Source organism: Chloracidobacterium sp. D (assembly GCF_018304685.1).
Classification (GTDB): Bacteria; Acidobacteriota; Blastocatellia; order Chloracidobacteriales; family Chloracidobacteriaceae; genus Chloracidobacterium; species Chloracidobacterium thermophilum.
On sequence record NZ_CP072634.1, the window covers coordinates 1,913,161 to 1,934,143 of the forward strand.

Annotated in this window: 19 protein-coding genes and 2 tRNA genes; 6 read left to right on the plus strand and 15 right to left on the minus strand. The window is 61.9% G+C overall.

What is annotated here, in order from left to right; genetic code table 11:
* Positions 1 to 37: 37 nt before the first annotated feature.
* The 7 genes from atpA to J8C01_RS08050 form a co-directional block, all read right to left on the minus strand.
* Entirely contained in the window at positions 38 to 1,555 is a 1,518-nt protein-coding gene (gene atpA / locus J8C01_RS08020) for a F0F1 ATP synthase subunit alpha (protein WP_014100113.1), read from the minus strand.
* A 26-nt stretch (positions 1,556 to 1,581) separates the two neighbouring features.
* Positions 1,582 to 2,115: an ATP synthase F1 subunit delta gene (gene atpH, locus J8C01_RS08025; RefSeq protein ID WP_014100114.1), complete on the minus strand. Its 534-nt coding sequence runs from the start codon at positions 2,113 to 2,115 to the stop codon at positions 1,582 to 1,584.
* 27 nt (positions 2,116 to 2,142) lie between these two features.
* Complete coding sequence (locus J8C01_RS08030) at positions 2,143 to 2,658, minus strand: F0F1 ATP synthase subunit B family protein (RefSeq protein WP_211431572.1); 516 nt, start codon at positions 2,656 to 2,658, stop codon at positions 2,143 to 2,145.
* Positions 2,655 to 3,080: an ATP synthase F0 subunit B gene (locus tag J8C01_RS08035; RefSeq protein ID WP_211431573.1), complete on the minus strand. Its 426-nt coding sequence runs from the start codon at positions 3,078 to 3,080 to the stop codon at positions 2,655 to 2,657. Before J8C01_RS08035 ends, J8C01_RS08030 begins: the two co-directional genes overlap by 4 nt.
* 265 nt (positions 3,081 to 3,345) lie before the next feature.
* Positions 3,346 to 3,422: transfer RNA gene (locus tag J8C01_RS08040), tRNA-His, on the minus strand.
* Positions 3,423 to 3,613: 191 nt separating this feature from the next.
* Complete coding sequence (locus tag J8C01_RS15560) at positions 3,614 to 5,692, minus strand: DnaJ domain-containing protein (protein WP_211431574.1); 2,079 nt, start codon at positions 5,690 to 5,692, stop codon at positions 3,614 to 3,616.
* 175 nt (positions 5,693 to 5,867) lie between these two features.
* Positions 5,868 to 6,233, minus strand: a complete 366-nt coding sequence (locus J8C01_RS08050) for a DUF971 domain-containing protein (RefSeq protein WP_211431575.1) — start codon at positions 6,231 to 6,233, stop codon at positions 5,868 to 5,870.
* 193 nt (positions 6,234 to 6,426) lie between these two features.
* Here J8C01_RS08050 and J8C01_RS08055 point away from each other — a divergent pair, with 193 nt between their 5' ends.
* The 6 genes from J8C01_RS08055 (at position 6,427) to J8C01_RS08080 (ending at position 16,189) form a co-directional block, all read left to right on the plus strand.
* On the plus strand, positions 6,427 to 6,903 hold the full coding sequence (locus J8C01_RS08055; protein ID WP_211431576.1) for an acyl-CoA thioesterase: 477 nt from the start codon (positions 6,427 to 6,429) through the stop codon (positions 6,901 to 6,903).
* A 129-nt stretch (positions 6,904 to 7,032) separates the two neighbouring features.
* Entirely contained in the window at positions 7,033 to 8,019 is a 987-nt protein-coding gene (locus J8C01_RS08060) for a beta-ketoacyl-ACP synthase III (protein ID WP_211431577.1), read from the plus strand.
* A gap of 66 nt (positions 8,020 to 8,085) precedes the next feature.
* Positions 8,086 to 8,793, plus strand: a complete 708-nt coding sequence (locus tag J8C01_RS08065) for a hypothetical protein (protein WP_211431578.1) — start codon at positions 8,086 to 8,088, stop codon at positions 8,791 to 8,793.
* An 82-nt stretch (positions 8,794 to 8,875) separates the two neighbouring features.
* Positions 8,876 to 11,647: a pyruvate, phosphate dikinase gene (gene ppdK / locus J8C01_RS08070; RefSeq protein ID WP_211431579.1), complete on the plus strand. Its 2,772-nt coding sequence runs from the start codon at positions 8,876 to 8,878 to the stop codon at positions 11,645 to 11,647.
* A 133-nt stretch (positions 11,648 to 11,780) separates the two neighbouring features.
* Complete coding sequence (locus J8C01_RS08075) at positions 11,781 to 14,906, plus strand: UvrD-helicase domain-containing protein (RefSeq protein WP_211431580.1); 3,126 nt, start codon at positions 11,781 to 11,783, stop codon at positions 14,904 to 14,906.
* Between the two features lie 44 nt (positions 14,907 to 14,950).
* On the plus strand, positions 14,951 to 16,189 hold the full coding sequence (locus J8C01_RS08080; RefSeq protein WP_211431581.1) for a competence/damage-inducible protein A: 1,239 nt from the start codon (positions 14,951 to 14,953) through the stop codon (positions 16,187 to 16,189).
* A 31-nt stretch (positions 16,190 to 16,220) separates the two neighbouring features.
* On the opposite strand, the gene purS is transcribed toward J8C01_RS08080, so the two are convergent.
* From purS to ispE, 8 genes are all read right to left on the minus strand, one after another.
* A complete protein-coding gene (gene purS, locus J8C01_RS08085; RefSeq protein WP_014100125.1) occupies positions 16,221 to 16,463 on the minus strand; it encodes a phosphoribosylformylglycinamidine synthase subunit PurS in 243 nt (80 codons plus the stop codon).
* 25 nt (positions 16,464 to 16,488) lie between these two features.
* Positions 16,489 to 17,022, minus strand: coding sequence for a 50S ribosomal protein L9 (gene rplI / locus J8C01_RS08090; RefSeq protein WP_228374044.1), 534 nt, complete (start codon positions 17,020 to 17,022; stop codon positions 16,489 to 16,491).
* Positions 17,023 to 17,051: 29 nt separating this feature from the next.
* Positions 17,052 to 17,474, minus strand: a complete 423-nt coding sequence (rpsF, locus tag J8C01_RS08095) for a 30S ribosomal protein S6 (protein ID WP_148263987.1) — start codon at positions 17,472 to 17,474, stop codon at positions 17,052 to 17,054.
* A gap of 113 nt (positions 17,475 to 17,587) precedes the next feature.
* Complete coding sequence (pth, locus tag J8C01_RS08100) at positions 17,588 to 18,151, minus strand: aminoacyl-tRNA hydrolase (protein ID WP_211431582.1); 564 nt, start codon at positions 18,149 to 18,151, stop codon at positions 17,588 to 17,590.
* Between the two features lie 7 nt (positions 18,152 to 18,158).
* Positions 18,159 to 18,776: a 50S ribosomal protein L25 gene (locus tag J8C01_RS08105; RefSeq protein WP_014100129.1), complete on the minus strand. Its 618-nt coding sequence runs from the start codon at positions 18,774 to 18,776 to the stop codon at positions 18,159 to 18,161.
* Between the two features lie 80 nt (positions 18,777 to 18,856).
* Positions 18,857 to 19,786: a ribose-phosphate diphosphokinase gene (locus J8C01_RS08110; protein ID WP_305879282.1), complete on the minus strand. Its 930-nt coding sequence runs from the start codon at positions 19,784 to 19,786 to the stop codon at positions 18,857 to 18,859.
* 99 nt (positions 19,787 to 19,885) lie between these two features.
* Positions 19,886 to 19,959 (minus strand) — tRNA-Gln (locus J8C01_RS08115).
* Between the two features lie 17 nt (positions 19,960 to 19,976).
* On the minus strand, positions 19,977 to 20,876 hold the full coding sequence (gene ispE / locus J8C01_RS08120; RefSeq protein WP_211431584.1) for a 4-(cytidine 5'-diphospho)-2-C-methyl-D-erythritol kinase: 900 nt from the start codon (positions 20,874 to 20,876) through the stop codon (positions 19,977 to 19,979).
* Positions 20,877 to 20,983 lie beyond the last annotated feature (107 nt).

Here is a 20,983-nt window from a genome sequence, read left to right on the forward strand (position 1 = left end):
AACCTCTCACGGAGCGGCTGGTCGTCAGTCCCCGGCTTCAGGCGCGGACAATGAACGTCTGCTTGAAGGCATCCGTCGCCGCCTTCATTCTGGATTTGATGTCGTCGGTCAGTTCCTTTTTCGTAGCAATGTCGTTGAGCAGCGTTGCGTGATTGTTTTTGAGATAAGCCAACAACTCCGCTTCAAAACGGCGGACTTCCGACACCGGGATGTCATCCACATACCCGTTCGTCGCAGCCCAGATGACAAACACCTGTTCTTCGAGCGGCATCGGAGAATACTGCCCCTGCTTGAGAATTTCCGTCAGGCGCTGCCCACGTGCCAGCAGGCGTTGTGTGGCTTTGTCCAGGTCAGAACCAAACTGCGCAAAGGCCGCCAGCTCCCGGTATTGCGCCAACTCCAGCCGCAGCGTCCCGGCAACCTGCTTCATGGCTTTCGTTTGCGCCGAACTGCCCACCCGCGAAACGGAGTTGCCGACGTTGATGGCCGGGCGGATGCCGGCATTGAACAAGTCCGTTTCCAGAAAAATCTGACCATCCGTAATGGAAATCACGTTGGTTGGAATGTAGGCCGAGATATCTCCGGCCTGGGTTTCGATCACGGGCAGCGCCGTCAGGGAGCCGCCGCCACGCTTGTCGTCATACTTGGCCGCCCGTTCAAGCAACCGCGAGTGGAGATAGAAGACATCCCCCGGATAGGCTTCACGTCCGGGCGGACGCCGCAACAACAGCGAAATTTCACGGTAGGCCACAGCGTGCTTCGACAGGTCATCGTAAATGCACAGCACGTGCTGTCCACGGTCCATGAAGTACTCACCCATGGCCGTTCCAGCATACGGGGCAATGTACTGCATCGCCGCCGGATCGGAAGACGACGCCGAGACCACAATCGTGTAATCCATGGCGTCATACTCTTCGAGACGCTTGACAAGCTGGGCAATCGAACCTTTGCGCTGGCCAATGGCCACGTAAATGCAGATCAGGTCCTTGCCCTTCGAGTTGATGATGGTGTCAATGGCAATCGTGGTCTTGCCCGTCTGCCGGTCGCCGATGATGAGTTCCCGCTGCCCGCGGCCAATTGGAATCATGGCGTCAATGGCCTTGATGCCGGTCATCATCGGCTCCTTGACCGACTTGCGCTCGACGATGCCCGGCGCAATGCGCTCCACCGGATTGAAGCCGTCGTTGGCAATGGGGCCGCGTCCGTCAATAGGCTCACCCAAGGCATTGACCACCCGCCCCAGAAAGCCTTTGCCGACCGGGACGGACATGATGCGCTTGGTGCGCTTGACCAGATCGCCCTGCTTGATGGCGTGGTATTCCCCAAACAGCACGGCACCGACCTTGTCTTCCTCAAGGTTGAGGGCAATGCCCTTGACGCCATGCGGCAGATCGAGCAGTTCCCCGGCCATGACCTTGTCCAGACCGTGGATTTCCGCAATGCCGTCGCCCACCTTGATGACCGTCCCGACTTCGGCGACGGTGACGCCAGCTTGAAAGTTTTCGATTTGTTCACGAATGAGTTGACTGATTTCATCAGCACGAATGGCTTCCATGTCATTCCTCGAAACAGTCCGGCTGGTTAGTAGCGCCGGGTAAGTCGCTCCCGAAGTTCAGCCAGTTGGGTGCGGATCGAACCATCGTAGTAGGTGCTTCCCACCCGGGCCACAATGCCACCAATCAGGTCGGGGGATTCCTTGTAGGTCAGACGGATGTCGGCGCCGACGACTTCCTTCAGGCGGCGTTCCAGCAGCCGCCGCTCACTAACCCCCAGCGGAATAGCCGTGGTGACTTCGACCGGCACAATCCCCCGGCGGGCATCCATGAGCGCTTCGACAGCCGTCTGGATGTCCTCCAGTCGGGACATCCGCTGGTTGCGGAGCACCACGCCAAGAAAGTTGGCCGTAATCGGATGCAGCCGCAGACGCTCGCCCAGAGCACGCAGCAGGCCCTCTTTCTGCGCCAGCGGAATCGTGGGATTGGCAAACACCTCTCCCAGTTCGTCGTGTGTTGTGACCAACTTGTGAAAGGCTTTGAGTTCGTCCGCAACGGTTGCAAAATCGTCCCCGGCGGCATCGGCCAGGGCGCGGGCATAGCGATTGGCAAGTGAACTCATACGGCAGTCAGTACCACATCCTTCCCATCAGGCACGCTGTTTTTCGAGCTGGGCGGCATAGCTTGCCACAAGCCGCGCCTGGTCCGCTGCCGATAACTCCCGCCGAATCAGCTCCTCGGCCAGCTCCACGGCCTTTGACGCAGCAAAGGCTTGCAGTTCCAGCCGCGCCGATTGACTCGCCCCCTCAATCTCCATCCGGGCCAGGCGCCGGAAACGGGCGGCATCCGCTTCGGCCGCCGCCACAATCCGCTGGTACTCCGCCTGGGCCTCCTGTTCAGCCTGCTGGCGGATGGCCGCCAGTTCTGATTCAAGCCGGGCAAAACGCTCTTCCAGTTCCCGCAGCTTGGTTTCGGCCAGCCGTCGCTCCTGGCCGGCCTGGTCAAGGGCGTCCCGGATGTTCTGCGCCCGTTTGCGCAGGCCTTCCGTTATCGGCTTGGCCAGCAGCCAGGCCAGCAAAGCGGCGTAAATCGTGAAGTTGAGGAACTTGGCCCACAAAGGAATCCCGGCGGCCAAAAACGGTGACACCAAAAGCGTCATGGTCATGACGGTGTTCCAATCTGACGCCCCAGAACCGTACTGGCAATCGAGGCCGCCAGATACTCAGCATCACGGGTCAGGGTTTGCTTCACCGCCGCCACCTGCGCCTCAAGTGCCTGGGTTGCCGCAGCAACCTCGGCCGCGGCGGACTGCTTGGCGGATTCAATCAGCTCGTTGCGCCGCTGAAGCGCTTCTGCACGCCGTTCCTCAATGAGCTTGGCTGCCGCCACCCGCCCCGCACGCAGCGCAGCTTCGTATTCGGCCAGGCGCTCGTCATACCCCTCAAGCTGCTGACGAAACCCGCTCGTCAGACGCGCGCGCTCATCGAGGACGGCCAGAACCGGTTTGAAGACCAAGGTATTGAGCAGATAGGCCACCAGCAGGAAGACCACCACGGTGACAAAAAGTGACCAGTCAGGTGTCAGCAAATTGCTTCCTGCGGCAAAGAAGCAGCCAACTTCCATTCCACTGGCACCCCATAACGACGCAATCATAATGAAAGTGAAACCAGGCAGCAGGGCCCCGTAATGCCGGACAGTGGTTTAAAAAAGCAAGCTGCCAAGTTACTCGTGGCTACCGTCACTGTCAACCACGAAACCACGGCCGGACTCCCAGCCCGGCAGACAGCAGGCAGGCTTTCCCCGCCACGCCGGTTTTGGACTGCTGACACACAAGTTGGGAGAAGAAAGCTGGTGGGGCGAGCGATGGGATTCGAACCCACGACCTCTTGAGCCACAATCAAGCGCTCTAACCAACTGAGCTACACCCGCCGCAAAGCGAAGTTATCAATGATAGCCAGCGCGCCGTGCCAACGCAACCGTATCTCTTTTGGCGCAATCTACCCCTTGCGGGGAAGGTCCAAAACACTGGGCCGTTTCCTGCACGGCCCAACCGTAAGGGCCGCTGAAAATCACCGCCTGGCAGCCACGGGCGCTGCCAGTACCAAGGTCAGGGGCCTGCCCTAGCCGGACTTGTTGCCCTCCGGGTCGTCCAACCCGAACACCTTTCCCACCAAGGCCTGAAGGCGCCTGCCGGTGGCCACCCGGAGGCTGCCGGTCAACCGGGGTGTCGTTTTCTGCTTGGCGCCGATGGCCTGGCGACGTTTCATGAGTTCTTCGTGATCTGGGGACAGTTCCAGACCCCGTTCGAGACATTCCACGGCGCGGGATTCAAGTCCGAACTTGAGGTAGAGATCGGATAACTCCATCAGCAACTCCGCCACCTCGTCCGGGTCACGGCACAGATCAATTGCCGTGAGAAAGGACTTTTCCGCCTCTTTGTTCCGCCCCGGCATGCGGAGCAAAACCCGCGCCATCAAGGCATGGTAGTCGGCATTGTTGGGTCGCTGCTCAACAGCCCGGCGAATGGATTGATAGGCCCGCTCGACATCACCGTTCCCCATGTATTCGACCGTCCGCAGGTACAGCTCAGAGGCTGGAATGGGCGGCGGCTCAGCCGGGCGACTGGGCGCTTTGGGATACGCTCCGGTCAACCTCTGGGGCGGCGATGCTGTCGGCGGCAGAGTCCCGTTGGGGGACACCGGCGGCGCAGGAGGAGTCGGGACAGGCGGGCACTGGGCTTCCACGTTTGGTGCAGAGTTTGGCGCAGAATTTGGTGCCTTCGCACTGGGGGCTTCCGTGGGCGTGCTTGCGGGCGTACCTGAACCCGGCGTGTTCGAGGCTGGCGCAGAGACCGTCGGCCGCCGCAGGATGGGCGGCGTCGGAAATGAACTGTTGGCCGGTGGCTTGGGTGGGGCGGCAGCAGATGACACTGGCGGACGTGACGCCTCTGCTGTCGGGGCTGGTCGGGCAGGCGGCACAGGCGGCCGGGGCGGCATGACCGGTGGCTTCGGCACGTTCCCGGCAGGCGGCGAGGACCGTCCGGCAACCGGCGGCGGGCTGGGCGGCGTGGGACGTGCGGCTGGATAGGAGCCGGTAGAGAAGCGGCCTCCCGGCGGCGTTGAACGGGAGTGGTGACTTGCCAGGGTCAGATCATACTTGCGCCGTTTTTCCTCATCGCTCAGCACGTCATAGGCCTGCTGCACGGCGATGAACACACGTTCCAGTTCCGCCTTGACCTGAAAATCAAACGCAGCCAGTTGGGAATGGCGGTCGGGATGGAACTTCTTGGCCAGCTCCCGATAGGCTTTTTTGAGTTCTTCCGGGGTGAACCGCCGGTTGATGCCCAAAACCTGGTAGTGGCTTCCCCCACCATCCACAACCCGCAGCTTTTCCTCCAGCTCGAAGCACAGTTCGGCCGCCTGCCGGGCATCAATCCCAGCCGACGCCTTTGCCGATGAAGCCGCCGCACCCTTGACGTTCGCTTCAATGACCGGCAGCGGGTCGGGATCAGCAAAACTCACGATGCCGGTCATCGTGAAGGCGCAAAGCGCGCGTAAAACCTGTTCTTCAGGCAGAGGCACCGCACGGCAGACATCCTCAACCCGGAAGGGCGCATCGAGCCGGGAGAGAAGAAACATCTCTTCCGAAGAAAGGGTCAGTCCCGGAACGTTGACCTGCTGCGCCACAACCGGCTGAAGGACCCGCTGGGGCGAACCCAGCCACCGTCGGATCAGTCCGAGATCGGACAGGTTCCGAATGCCCTCGAAGATGAGGCTCACCGGTGACAGGGGCTGCTGAAAGCCATCCACATGCACCTTCTGGGGCTGAAACTGATACTCACCGGTCGTCCATGGGAAAAGCGAGTGCACCAGATAGGTGACGTGGCCGGTCAGCATGGCTTGCAGGTCGGCGGCGGTCAGATAGCCCAGCTCCACCAGACAGGCCCCAAGGCGTTTCCCCTTTTTGGTTTCCAGCATCGCCTGCGCAAGCTGTTCAGGAGAAATACAACCCAACATGCACAACCGTTCGCCGAAGCGTTCGGTGACAACTTCGCTGGCGGCGTAAACCACCGCACCCTGCTCAAAGTACACATGACGCACCACCTGCGGCTGCCTCAACGTCAACGTTCCGCTCAATCGCCGTTGGTGGCAGGCGCCAATAAGACGTGGAACACAGGTGTCTTCGAGTCGCTGTGTCATGCAAACGACTCCCAGGATACGAACATGTGCGGGGCATTGCACCAAGAATCCGGCAGCAATGGTCGTGATGGATGCAGTATTTCCCAGTTCCCTGCATTTTGACAAGCCCACCCTGGCCTGGCAGCTCAGCCGCCGTCACTTTGGACGGAATCGGACGGCTGTGCCGGGAAGGGCTTCAAACCGCTGGCGGAGCGTCGGGCCGGCGCCTTTCGGCCAGAAAGGCCCACGAATAGATGCTCTGGTGATTATCGCCCCAAGTCACACCCAGGGCATAGCGCCCGACATGGTGCAGACCACTGATCTGGAACTTCCGCACGTCACCCAACAGTGGCAGACCGCGCGACCGGGATTTGACCGGCAACGGAGCTTCAAGCAAGCCCGGATGCGGGTTCTCTCCACGGGCCTCGGCGCAGGTGGCACAGGGGCAAGCCTGCCGCAGTTCCATCAGTGGTACGGTCGTGGTCGTGCCATCCGGCCAGACAACCGACAGGCTCCCTTCAGTTCGATTCACGTTGACGGCGCGTGGTAACAGTTCCGCCATGGACGCCCAGGCACCACCGGAACACAACCCGGCCCAGCCAAAAACCCTGTGCCGGGAGTGGTATTTCAGGCTGTATTACGATACGTTGCACCCACAACTTGACGCTACCTGTCTTTGCGCTCGTTCACCAGACGGACGGTATCAGACGGGCCGGCCGGCTGGGAAACAACCTGTGACTGAGGCTGTTTTCACTATGGTATCTGCCACTCCCTCTTCGCTGGAAGGCCTGGAAGGCCATTCCCTGGTCATTACCTGCCCGGTGGCCTGGGGCGATATGGACGCCGCACAGCACGTCAACAACACGGTGTACTTTCGCTACTTTGAGAGTGCACGGATTGCCTACTTTGAACGTATTGCCTTCGGACTCGACTTTCCCCACAGCATCGGGCCCATCCTGGCCCATGCCCAGTGCCGTTTCCGGTTTCCGTTGACCTATCCCGACACGGTTTCCGTCGGGACGGGCGTCACCGGACTGGGCGAGGATCGTTTCGTCATGCGTTTTACAGTCATCAGCCACCGCCATGGCAAAGTGGCAGCCCAAGGCGACGGTCTCATCGTGTCCTACGATTACCGAAACCAGCAGAAAGTACCTCTGCCGGCAGAGGTTCGGGCGGCTATCATTGCCCTGGAAGGCTTTGACGCTGCGCACCCTCCAGCGCTTCCAAAGTAACCGGTGTGAGGTCTGTCGCGGCCACCTTTCGCCCCGGGTTTCCACCCCCGTACCGGCAAAAAGGCGGACGGAGGACCCTAACACGATGTTCTCAAGACTGAAGCCACCCACCACGAACTGGAGTCAACCATGCCTACCCAAGCTGCTGGAATCCTGGGAACGGGACACGCCCTGCCGGAACGGATCCTGACAAATGCCGATCTCGAAAAGATGGTTGAAACGAGCGACGAATGGATCGTGTCCCGCACCGGCATCCGCGAACGCCGGATCGCCGCCCCGGATGAAACGACCTCGCACTTCGCCACCCTGGCGGCTGAACGCGCGCTCCAGGCGGCCGGACTCACGCCCGCCGATCTTGACCTCATCATCTGCGCCACGGTCTGTCCCGATATGATGCTGCCTTCGACGGCCTGCATCATCCAGGCCCGGCTTGGAGCCAAGCGGGCCGCCGCCTATGACCTGGTGGCCGCCTGCTCCGGCTTTGTCTATGGACTGGCCACGGCCCGCGCCTTCATTGAAGCTGGCCACTGCCGCTACATTCTGGTCATCGGCGCAGAACTGCTCTCCCGCTTTGTGGACTACACCGACCGCGCCACCTGCGTCATTTTCGGTGATGGAGCCGGGGCAGCCGTTGTCGGCCCGGTTGAGACCGGGCGAGGGATTCTGACGCACCGCATTCTGAGCGATGGCACCTATGCTGACCTGCTCTACACACCCGGCGGCGGCACACGCCATCCGGCCAGTCTGGAAACTGTCGAACAGCGTTTGCACTACATCAAAATGCGTGGCAACGAGCTTTTCAAAGTTGCCGTGCGCAGCATGGCGGACACTGTGGCGCAAATTCTGGACGAACTGCGTCTGACCCCCCATGATGTGGACCTGTTTATTCCCCATCAGGCGAACCAACGGATTACGGATGCCGTGGCTGAACGACTGAACATTGACCCGGCGCGCATCTACGCCAACATCGCCCGCACCGGCAATACATCCTCAGCATCCATCCCGATTGCGCTGGATGAATGTGTCCAGGCCGGGCGGGTCAAACCGGGGAACCTGCTGGTCTTTGCCTCCTTTGGCGCTGGCGTCACCTGGGGGGCCATGGCCTTGCGCTGGTAACTTGCAGGGCGATAGCCACCGAGTCAGATGTGGATGAAATGGTATCGGCACAGAAGTGTGGGCAGCGTGTGGGGTACGTCCCTGCTCGTGCTGCTGGGACTGCTGGGCGCAGCCTGTCAGCCCACCCCCCGCCACCCCCACGAAGGCCACCTCCGGACGGCGCTGGCGGAGCGTATCGCGCGTGGCGAAGTGCGCCTTGAACGGCTCGGTATGGCACGGCAGCCCGAACATCCGTTTTTCGGGCGCATCGTCGAAATCTCACTGCGCAACACAGGCAACAAGCCCATCCTCGTGACGCTTGAGCCAGGACAGTTGCTGCGCAGCCGGAGTCCAGAGACGACAGACCTGGTTGTGACCAGTCGGGAGGAAATTGCGCTTGACGTGGGGCAGGTCGCCCAGCGCGAGATCGAGGTGTTTTCCCTTTCCCGCCGCAAACTCTCCATGACGCGCGAAACAGTCTATGATCTCGGCAACCTGCTCGAAGGCGACGCCTACACGTTCGTGACATGTTTTGCTGCCAATCGCCCTCCCGAACCGCCGCCACCGCCGCCGGGTTCCGGGCTGCCGCCGCAAAAACTTGACCTCACCCCAGTTCAGCTCGCCCTGTGGTGTATCGCCGATGGACTGGACCGCCAGGCGCTGCTGGAAGGCACGGCTCTCAACCCACTGCTCAAAGGCGGCGAATATGCCCGCAGCCGGGATTACTTCGACGGCCAGGCCAAGTACGTCCAGGGGCTGCTCGACAGTTGCGGGCTTGCCAAGTACAAGTTTTGATGACAGGGCGCAGCTCGCCTCTTTCACCACGCGCGCCCACCGAGGCATTCTCACGAACTTGCATCCCTGACGAGGTTTTCTGATGACACCCCACGCTGCACCGCACAAAAACGTCTATCGCTTCATCGCCGGTCAGGCCGATGGCAACGGCACCATGAAAGACCTGCTGGGGGGCAAAGGCGCCGGACTCGCCGAAATGACCCTGGCGGGGTTGCCCGTGCCACCGGGCTTCACCATCACGACAGCCGTCTGCCAACGCTACTATGCCGCCGGCAACCAGCTTCCGGCCGATGTCTGGGAAGAAGTCCTGTCCGCTCTGCGCGAAGTCGAAGCTGCCGTCGGAAAACGGTTTGGCGATGCCTCCAATCCGCTGCTGGTGTCGGTGCGCTCCGGCGCCAAGTTTTCCATGCCGGGGATGATGGATACCGTTCTCAACCTGGGTCTCAATCACACGACCGTCCAGGGTCTCATTGCCCAGACCGGCAACGAACGCTTCGCCCGCGACGCTCACCGGCGGTTCATCCAGATGTTCGGCCGGATCGTCCTGGGCGTCCCCGGTGAACGCTTTGACCACGCGCTGGAGGCTATGAAAGCCGGGCGTGGTGTCCGCCTCGACACCGAACTGACCGCTGCCGACCTGCAAAACCTCGTGACGCAGTTTGAAGCCATCGTCGAGCGGGAAACCGGCCAGCCGTTTCCGGCTGACCCCTACGAACAGCTCCGCCTGGCCATCTGCGCCGTTTTCAACTCGTGGTACGGCAAGCGTGCCGTGGACTATCGCCGGCTGAACAAAATCCCGGACGACCTCGGCACGGCCGTCAATGTCGTCGCCATGGTCTTTGGCAACATGGGCGAAGATTCCGGCACCGGTGTGGCCTTTACGCGCAACCCGGCCACGGGCGAACCCGTCCTGTTTGGCGAATACCTCCCCAATGCCCAGGGTGAAGACGTCGTTGCCGGTATCCGTACGCCGGAAAAACTCGATGCCCTCCGTGAACGGATGCCCGCCGTCTATGAGCAGTTCCGCGAAGTGGCCGCCCGCCTTGAACGGCACTACCGCGATGTGCAGGACCTGGAATTCACCATCGAGCGCGGAAAGCTGTGGATGCTCCAGACGCGCAACGCCAAACGCACCGGCGCGGCAGCCGTCAGGATTGCCGTTGATCTGGTCAAGGAAGGGATCATTTCACGCGAAGAGGCGATTTTGCGTGTCGAGCCATACCACCTCGACCAGTTGCTCCACCCCATGGTGGACCCGAAAGCGGAGACAACCGTCCTTGGCAAAGGGCTGCCGGCCAGCCCTGGCGCAGCAGCCGGCGCGGTTGTGTTTGACCCGGACGTGGCTGAAAAACGGGCGCAGGGTGGCGAACGGGTGATCCTCGTCCGTACGGAAACCTCCCCCGAAGACTTCCACGGCATGGTCGCCGCCCAGGGCATCCTCACGGCGCGCGGCGGTTTGACCTCGCATGCGGCCGTTGTGGCGCGCGGCATGGGCAAGCCGTGCATTGCCGGATGCAGCGACCTCCGACTCGATGCCGAAGGCATGCACCTCGGCGGGCGGACCCTCAGGGAAGGCGACTTCATCACGTTGGACGGCACGACGGGACGGATTCTGCTCGGCGACCTGCCACTGGTCGAACCGGAAACCGGAGCCGACTTCGAAACCTTCATGCGCTGGGTGGATGACGCGCGTCAGATGCGCGTACGCACAAACGCCGACACACCTCATGACGCACAGGTGGCGCGGCATTTCGGAGCCGAAGGGATCGGACTATGCCGTACCGAACACATGTTCTTTGAAGGCGACCGCATTGATACCGTCCGGCAGATGATCATGGCTTCCGGGGCCTACCAACGGCTGACCGCTGCCTTGGGCAAAGTCAACGCCGACCTCGAACGCCTCAAAGGCGACGCCGAGAAAGTCGCTGCGCTGGAAGCCGAGCGTGCGGCGCTCGAAGTGGAACTGGAAGCCCCGGCCCGGCTGTTCAAGGGCGCACTCGAAGCCCTGCTTCCCATGCAGCGGGCGGATTTCGTGGGCATTTTTGAAGCCATGGACGGCCTTCCCGTCACCATTCGCCTGCTCGACCCGCCGCTGCACGAGTTTCTGCCGCACACGGATGAAGAAATCGAAGCGCTGGCCGGGAAACTCAGCCTGCCGGTGGCGGATGTGCGGGCCCGGGTGATGGCGCTCCGTGAACACAACCCGATGCTCGGTCATCGCGGCTGCCGGCTGGGGATTGCCTACCCGGAGATTACCGAAATGCAGGCGCGGGCCATTTTTGAAGCCGCCGTCGAAGTCACCCGGCGTGGCATCACGGTTCTGCCCGAAGTCATGGTGCCGCTGGTCGGCGATGTCAACGAACTGCGCGCCCAGGAAAGCATCATCCGCCGCGTGGCCGACGAAGTTCAGCAGGCGACCGGCGTCACCTTCACCTATCTGGTCGGCACGATGATTGAACTGCCACGGGCGGCTCTGACGGCCGACAAAATTGCCACCGTCGCGGAGTTTTTCAGCTTCGGCACCAACGACCTGACCCAAACAACGTTTGGTTTCTCACGGGATGATGCCGGAACGTTCCTGCCGATGTACGTTGAGCGGAAAATCCTCGCCGACGATCCCTTCCAGGTCCTTGACCGGGAAGGCGTGGGCGAGTTGCTCCGCATCGGCACCCAAAAGGGGCGCGCCGCGCGTCCGACGCTCAAAGTCGGTATCTGTGGTGAGCATGGCGGTGAGCCGTCGTCGGTGGCGTTCTGTCACGAACTGGGTTTTGACTACGTGAGCTGTTCGCCCTACCGCGTTCCGATTGCCCGTTTGGCGGCGGCCCAGGCAGCTCTGCGCCAGCGCAGCCAGTGAACGACTTTCCGGCGGACAGGCTGCCCACCACGGCCTGGCACGGACAGCCCTGGCAGGGCGGGCAGCCTGCCGGCCCGGCAGCCGCACCGACCTGCCCAAGCACCCAACACAACCACTTGTGGACTGGAAAGCCATGGAAGCCAGGGAATGCCTTTCGCTGAGTGACGAGCAACGGCGGGCGGTCGAAGCGCCGCTCGGGTCAAACCTTGTCATTGCCGGTCCCGGAACGGGCAAAACCCGAACGCTGGCGTACCGTGTCGCTTATGTCATCCAAACGCTGGGTGTGCCGCCGGACAACATCCTCGCCGTGACCTACACCAACAAGGCGACCGAGGAAATGCGCTATCGGCTGCGCTGGCTGCTCCCCGACGAAGCCGGACGGCTGACGATTGGCACCTTCCACAGCTTCTGCATTCGCCTGCTGCGGCAGCACCACGCGCACCTTGATCTCCCCCGGCACTTCGGCATTGCCGATGAAAACGCGCAAATCAGGCTGCTCCAGCGCCTGCGCCCCAACATCACAGAGCAAAACGCCCGCAACATCCTGCTGCACTTTTCCCAGGAGCGGCTGGGCAAACTCAAGGATATGGACACACTGGCCAGAGAAAATCCCTTCTTTGCCCAGTACCTGGCCGGACTGCGCCACAACGCCCTCATTGACTTCGACGACATTCTGGTTCTGACCGACAGGCTGCTCCAGCAGACGGAGATTCTGGACAAAGTGCGGGCCGGACTGCGTTTCATCCTCGTGGATGAGTTTCAGGATACCGACCGCATGCAGTACACCATCCTCAAACGTCTGGCCCTGCGGCAGGACCTGAATACCAAGCGCTGTGAAAACATCATTCCCGTTTTTGCCGTTGCTGACGATGACCAGTCCATCTTTGCGTGGCGTGGGGCGCACCCGGAAAACATCCACGAGTTTTTTACGGAGTTCCTCGCCGGGCAGGACGAAGCTGTCCTGCGGCTCGAAACCAACTACCGGTGTGCCGGCCACATCGTGGAAGCTGCCAACCGCCTTATGGCGCGGGCGCCACGCCTGTTTGACAAATCCCCACGGGCCCACCGCGCCGCCGGGAAAGCCGTTCAAATCCTGTCCTACAACAGCCCGGAAGAGGAAATCGAAGGGATTGCCCAGGCCATTCTCGCTGCCCGGCAACAGAACGTCCCGCTGTCGGACATGGCCATTCTCTACCGCCGCCACAACACGGGGCAGCAGATCGAAATGGCCTTGCTGGAGAAAGGGATTCCCTGCCAGGTCATACGTCGCACGAGCCAGTTTGAAGCCCCTGCGATGAAGCGGTGGTTGCTGCTGATGCGCGCCATTCTCAACCCTGACGACGACTTGGCCCTGGCGGAACTCATCGGGCTGACCTGTGACGATGCCACCCGCCGGTACTTTGAGCAGCAGCGCCAGACCACAACGGGCAAACAGGCCCTGCGCCACATCCTCTGGGAGGCGCTTGAAGCCGACCAATCCGACGTGCGGCGCGCGGCCGGGAAAATCATCGGCTGGCTTGCGTTTGGCAAAACATGTCTGGACACGTCCCCGTGCCTGTCCCACTGGATCACCACGCTGGGTGCGTTTCTCAGAGCCAGCCCGGCAGCCCTGCCGCCGCTGGCTTCCCCTTCGCCTGATCTTGCCACAGCAGCCAGATGGCTGGCGCGGCTGAGTGAAACCAAGGGCACGCTGGTCATAGCCGCCACCGATCCGCTTGTGGAAGAATTTGCCACATACCTGGTCACACATACCTTGGCCGGGCAGGCTGCCTTCCACGTCTGCGCCTGCCGCAAACTGCCGCCCCGGATGCCAACCGAAAAGGCCGTCCTGCTGGCGCTTGATCACGCGGCCGAACAGACAGCCACCCGGCAGTGGAAGTTTGACGGCATCCTGCTCGTCGCAACGACCCTGCCGGGACAGGCAACCTATGCCCGCCGTCAGGTTGATCCCGGCGCGCTGCCCACGGACGAACGGGGCGCCCAGCCAAGCCGTTTCGTCACCCTGTGGAAGCTGATGCGGACGTATCTGGCCACGACGCTGCAACCGCTCTTTGCGGATTACACCGTCGTGGACCTGGAAACGACGGATAAAGACGCACAGCACTGCGACATTGTGGAAGTCGCCGCCGTCCGCATCCGGCAGGGACAGGAAACGGAAGCCTACAGCCGGCTTGTCCGACCAACCCTGGAGCCGATCTCCGCCGAAGCCGAGAAGACCCACCACATCAGCGCGGAGATGGTGGCCGACGCCCCCACCTTCGAGGAGATCGTCGCTGAGCTGAACACGTTTCTGGGGCAGGATTTGCTCGTCGCGCACAACGGGCTGGCCTTTGATTTCAAGGTGCTCCAGCGCCGCTTCCGGGAGGCTGGACTGACATTCGACCACCCATGCTTTGACACCCTGCTTTTTGCGCGGCAGCTCTACGCTGATCACCCAAGCATCAAACGTTGCCGTCTGGAAGACCTGGCGCAGGCGCACGGTATTGAAACCGGCACGGCACATCGCGCGCTCGACGACACCCGTACGCTGGCGGCGGTATTTCAGGCCATGCAGGCGGACTACCAAGCGCAGCGGGCGGCAACCCTTGGCGCAGAGACACTGGGCATTCTGGCGCTGGCGATGCTGCTGGAGATGTCCGAAGCCGATGCAGCAGTCTCCACCCTTTTTCAGTCCGGCGCGAGCCTGTGGAAGACCGCGACGGATGACTGGCTGGTGTCACGCCTGAAAGCTGAGTCGGAAGCCAATCCGGCGGCTGCCACCGCCCTGGCCGTCTGGAGAAAAAGGGTGGGGAATAACCCGCCGGAAACAGACCACCAGACGCCGGAGGTGCTGGCCGCCATGGTCAAACGCTACGATGACCTTCCGACCCGTGAAGGGATGCAGGCACTGCTTGACTTTACCCGCCTGATGACGGCGGCTGATCACTGGCGCGACTGTGAGGCCGTCACGCTGATGACCATTCACGCCGCCAAGGGGCTGGAATTTTCCCACGTCTGGCTGCCGGCATTGGAAGAATCCTCCCCGGTGTCAGGCAGTCCGCCACCGGCAGCCAACCCGAACCGCCACAACAACGACCGGTTGGAGGAAGAACGCCGGCTGCTGTACGTCGGAATGACGCGCGCCCAGGAACAGGCCGTCTTGTCGTGGGCAAAAACCAGGGACGGGAACTCCAGGACCCACCTCCGCTTCCTTGCCGACCTTGGTCAGTTGGTTTTGGCAGGCGAAAATGGTTCCGCCCTCTCCCCTGACATGGCGTAACATCCACTGCTGCAAAACGTCCGCCCCTCCCGCTCATACGTGCCATGTCTCATGCCGAAATCATTGCCATTGGCTCGGAACTGCTCACGCCTTTCCGTAGCGACACCAACTCCCTGTGGTTGACTGCCGAACTCAACGCCCTGGGCATTGCCGTCCGCCGCAAGACGGTCGTCGGCGACGACGAGTTGTTTCTGGAAGAAACGCTCCGGGATGCCCTCCGCAACTCACCGATCGTCATCACCACCGGCGGACTGGGGCCGACCGAGGATGACATCACGCGGAAGGTCGTGGCGCGTGTGACGCAGCGGCCGCTTGTGCTTCAGCCGGAGCTTCTCGACCGCATCCGGCATCAGTTTGAAAGCCGTGGACTGAAGATGGCCCCTAACAACGAACGACAGGCGCTTGTGCCGCGCGATGCTGAGGCGCTCCGCAACGAATACGGCACGGCGCCGGGCATCGTGATTGCGGAAGGCGACCGGCTGCTCATCCTGCTGCCCGGACCGCCACGCGAAATGCGGCCGATGTTTACGGCGTACGTTCGCCCCAAACTGACGCCCCTGGCCGGCAGCGCGCGCCTCCGCACCCGGACGCTACGGGTGGCCGGCATGGGCGAGTCTCAAGTGGATGACCTGATTGCCCCGATTTATACGCGCTACACCAACCCCACCACGACGATCCTGTTCAACAACACCGAAGTCGAACTGCATTTTACTGCCAGCGCGCCCTCGGATGCCGAAGCCGAGGCGCTGCTCGATGAGGTCGTCGGGCAAGTTGAGGAGGTGCTTGGCGTCAATGTGTTCTCACACCGTGGTGAGACGCTGGAGCAAATTGTCGGGCTGCGGTTGACGCTGAAGGGCTACACGATTGCCACGGCTGAAAGCTGTACGGGAGGGCTGCTGTCCAAGCGCCTTACCGATGTGCCGGGCAGCTCGAAGTATTTTTTGGAAGGCGTCATTGCCTACGCCAACGAGGCCAAAACCCGCCTGCTGGGTGTTCCGGCCGAACTCATTGCCGAACACGGCGCGGTCAGCGCCGAAGTCGCCGAAGCCATGGCAACTGGCATCAAGGCGCGCGCCGGAACGACGATTGGCGTTGGGATTACGGGCATTGCCGGCCCCGATGGCGGGACGGATGAAAAGCCGGTCGGGTTGGTCTATGTCGGCGTCGCCGGCGACTTCATCGTGACGCACCGGAAGTTCATCCTGCCCGGCGACCGCGACCGCATCCGCCACCTGGCTTCGCAGGTGGCGCTTGATCTGGTCCGGCGGACTTTTCTGCTGTAAGGCCCTCACCGGCTCCCCGGACAGCTCAGGCTTACGGAAACTCTATCCGGTAGTCTTCAATAACCGGGTTGGCCAGCATCTCACGGGCAAACCGTTCCAGTTCGGCGCGGGCCGCTTCGGTGTCATCGCCGTCGGCCAGCTCGACCTCGAAGAACTTGCCCTGCCGAACATCCCGAATGCGGGTGAAGCCAAGGGACTCACTGGCGCGCTGAATGGTTTGCCCCTGGGGATCGAGTACCCCTGGCTTGAGGGTCACGTGCACGGTGGCTTTCATGAGTTTCTGGCGGTGCCGGGCAGGGCTACTCCGCTGCCGGCGTTGTGGCCGGAGCAGGTGTATCCGTAGGGTTGGCAACCGGTGTGGCGGGGGACGCTGCCGCCGGCGCGTCGGAGACCACGACGACCTTGAGCGCCACGGTCACATCGCGGTGCAGCTTGACCGGCACTTCATATTCCCCAAGCGCCTTGATGGGTTCCTTGAGAACAATTTGCCGCCGCTCGACTTCGAGCTGCTGGGCCGCCAGTGCCTCGGCAATGTCCATCGAAGTCACCGAACCGTAGAGCGTTCCTTTCTCGCCGGCCTTGCGCGGGAACGTCAGCGTCAGGGCGGCGAGCTTCTCGCTCAGCGAGCGGGCGGCGGCGAGTTCAGCTTCGGCCAGCTTGATCAGACGCTGCCGCTCGCGCTCGATGAGCTTGATGTTGGCACGGGTCGCCATGAGCGCCAGCCCTTTGGGAATCAGATAGTTGCGCCCATAGCCGGCGCGGACCTTCACGATGTCGCCCCGGATGCCCAGGTGTTCGACATTTTCCTTCAACAGCAGTTCCATCATCGCCATGGTCTTCACCTTACCTTTCGTCTGAAGGACTATTCCTCTTCCTCTGGCTCAGCGCCTGTGTTGTTCGCCGCCTGACGCGCGGCCCGTATTGCCATCCGCCGTTCCCGGCGCGCCTTGATTTTCTGAGCGCGTTTGAGGTCTTCATCCACGCGCACGGTCAGAAAACGGATGACCGGATCGAGTACCCGCAACCGACGCTCGATTTCGGCAATTTCCCGCCCCGTCCCGCCGACGTGGAGCAGAATATAAAAGCCTTCCTGAAACTTGCGACTTCCCTTGCGGATCACGTAAGCCAGCCGCTGCCGGCCGATCTTTTCAACCTTGTTGACGACCCCGCCCTGGCTGCTGATTTGCGTGGAAAGGGATGCCACCATGCTGTCCATTTCCTCTTCAGGCAGGTCAGGATCAACGACAAACATTACTTCATACAGACGATCACACTTGGTATTCACTCGTTATGCTCCTTTCGGACTCAGTCTCACGACTGACGCCTCCACTCCCGATTGAGGGAAGCAAGGGAATAGTGGCGTTACTGGAACGCCAGGCAGGGGTTGTCCCCTGGAGATCAGGCATTGAACCGCGCCATCGCCAGCTTGATGCCATGGCACACCCAAGCTTCGACGGCATCGGCAGCACGCGCCGTCAAGGCTGGCAACTCTGACTGTTCCGCCGCCGAAAAACGGCTGAGGACGAAATCCGCCAGGTTCCCGACGGGGTGCGCCGGGCCGATGCCCACCCGAAGGCGGGCATAGTGCTCGGTCTTGAGCTTTGCATTCAAGGACTTCAAACCGTTGTGACCACCGGCGCTTCCTTTGGCGCGCAAGCGCAGGCGGCCAAAAGGCAGGGCCACGTCGTCCACAACGGCCAGCAGGTCGTGCTGTGGGTTACAGTCATACTTGGCGCACAGCAACGCCACCGCCTGTCCCGAAGCATTCATGAAGGTCTGCGGCTTGGCGAGCAGGACAACTTCGGTTCCCAAGGTGATGCGACCGGTCAGGGCTTCGCACTCCGCCAGCTTGATGGGCCGGCCGGCACGTTCCGCCAGTGCATCCACTACCAGAAAGCCGATGTTGTGGCGCGTCAGGGCATAGGTTGCGCCGGGATTGCCAAGTCCCACGACACACTTCACAGCGGGACTACTTCTTGCCCTTCTTCGGCGCTTCACCTGCGGCCGCAGCCACGGCTTCAGCAGAAGCGCGCGTGCCAACCAGCGAAACAATGAGCTGGGTTGGTGGCGAGAGCAACTGGACACCTTCGGGCAGTTTCACATCCTGCGCATAGATGCGCCCGCCGATCTTCAGGTCGGCGATGTCCACGACGATCTCCTTGGGCAGTTGTGCCGTCAGACATTTGACGGTAAGCGTACGCACCCCACGCTGCAACACCGCTCCCTGCTTGACCCCCAGCGGCTCGCCCTGCAAACGCAGCGGAACAGCCGTTTTGACCGGCTCATCCATGGCCACGCGCAAAAAGTCCAGGTGCTCGATGGAACCGCGTACCGGGTGCGTTTGCACTTCCCGGATGATGACCGGCACGAGACCTTCTTCCGGCAGGCTGATGTTGAACACCGTAGCCCGACTTACCCCCTTGCGCACGAACGCTGCAAACGCTTTGCGGTCCACCAGACCATGGAATGACGGACGTTTGCGCCCATAGACATTGACCGGAATGGCCCCGGCCCGGCGACAGCGCCGCGCTTCGTTGGAACCAAGCTTCTGCCGCGCCTTCACTTCAATCACGGTGTCAGCAATCATGACGACTTACCTTTCTTCTCTGCTCTGAATCCTGTCTTGCTCCGCCGACGAAACCCAATCACCAACAGAACGAAAACAACCTACACAAAAAGCCGACTGACCGACGTGGCGGTGTGGATCGAACGGATGGCTTCCGCCAGCAATCCTGCCACACTCAACACCCGAATCCTGGACAAGGCCAGGTTCGGATGCGGAATGGTGTTCGTCACCACAAGTTCTTCAATCGGAGAGTCGGCAATCCGCTCCAATGCCGGGCCGGAAAGCACGGCATGGGTACAGCAGGCATAGACGGCTGTTGCCCCCTTTTCGGCAATGGCCTGAGCAACCTGCGTCAGTGACCCGGCCGTATCCACCATGTCATCCACAATGAGGGCGGGCCGGCCTTCGACCTGGCCCACGATGTTCATCACCTCGACGGTGTTGGCCCGCTCTTTGTCGCGCCGCTTGTCGGCCAGGGCCAGGTCGGCGTCCAGCCGCTTGGCGTAGGCCCGGGCGCGCTCGACGCCGCCGGCATCCGGCGCCACAACAACGAGGTTTTCCAGCTTTTTCTTGGCAAAGTAATCCAGCAGCACCGGCGCAGCGTAGAGGTGATCCACCGGAATGTCGAAAAAGCCCTGAATCTGCCCGGCGTGCAGGTCCATGGTCAACACCCGCGTCGCCCCGGCAGTGGTGATGATGTTGGCCATGACTTTGGCTGAAATCGGCACCCGTGGGCGGTCTTTCCGGTCCTTGCGGGCATAGCCAAAGTAGGGGATGACCGCCGTGATGCGTTCTGCCGAGGATCGCCGGAAGGCATCCAGCATGATGAGCAGTTCAACGACGTGGCTGTCCACTGGCGGGCAGGTCGGTTGAACGATGAAGACATCGGCCCCCCGGACGTTTTCGTTGATCTGGTAGTTGAACTCGCCGTCGCTGAAACGGGTGGTGTTGGCGTCGCCGAGCTGAATGCCAAGGTAGCGACAGATTTCCTCCGCCAGGGGACGATTGGCGTTGCCACAGAACACGCGCATCCCGCTCATGGTGTTGCTGACCTCATCCCCCCACGGACGAACAAATGCGACGCCCTGCGGTTTTCCAGGCAAGGCGTCGCCGGTGATGCATCACAAAAGTGGCTGGCAGACAAGGACTCGAACCTTGATTCAGCGCTCCAAAGGCGCTTGTCCTACCATTGGACGATCTGCCAACAAACTCGACATCAGTTCACCACGCCAGTCCGGTCATCGTGCCCTTCAGGCGCTCCGCATAAACTTCACGGCTCACCGAGGATACCAGCCACGCCTGCCATCCGGCGTTCAGACAAGCCTGCCGCGCCGCCTCCCCGGCCTGTGCATCCCCGAAGAGACCGAACACCGTGCTGCCGCTGCCTGACATGCGGGCCACCTGAGCACCAAGGGCGAACAACCGGTCGCGCACTTCCCGTACCAGAGGGAAAGCGTCAAAAACGGTCGCTTCGAGGTCATTTCCAGTTGCCAACCAATCCACCCGGCTTGGTAAGCAAGCCGCCAGTTTACGGACGGTCTCTGCGTCTGTCAACCCTGCGTTCAGCCGCTGAAACACCAGGCCGGTCGGAATCGCCAGTCCCGGATTGACGACCACAATAACCGGCAGGTGAACCTCCGGCAGGGGGGTAATGTCATCCCCGCGGCCCAGGCCGAGTGCGGTGCCGCCGGTCAGAAAAAAGGGCACGTCCGCGCCCAACGCGGCGGCCGCACGCTGGCACGCCGCCACCGGAAGGGCAACGCCCCACAGGCGTTGCAGCGCCAGAAGCGTCACAGCCGCATTGCTGCTTCCGCCGCCCAATCCAGCCTGCATGGGGATGCGCTTCCGCAGGTGCAGGCGCGCTCCCTGCCTCACCCCCGTCGCCGCCTGAAGCCCCCGGGCCGCCCGCACGACCAGATTCCGCTCGTCGCAGGCCAGTGTCGGTTCATCGCAGGTCAGCGAGATGGCCGGCTCGTCCGTGATGTCAATTTCCAGCCAATCGCAGAGGTCAATCGTCTGAAAGACCGTTCGCAGTTCGTGATAGCCGTCGGGCCGCCGGCCGATGACTTCCAGCGACAGGTTGATCTTGGCAAAGGATGGAAACACAACGGGCATGGGCATCCGTGAGCCGTCTGAACCGGCCCGGTCAACCGGCCGCATCCGGCACTCGTTTCCGTAGCTTGGCGAAACCGGCCGGAAACGACAAGCCGTTCTGTCAGACTTACTCA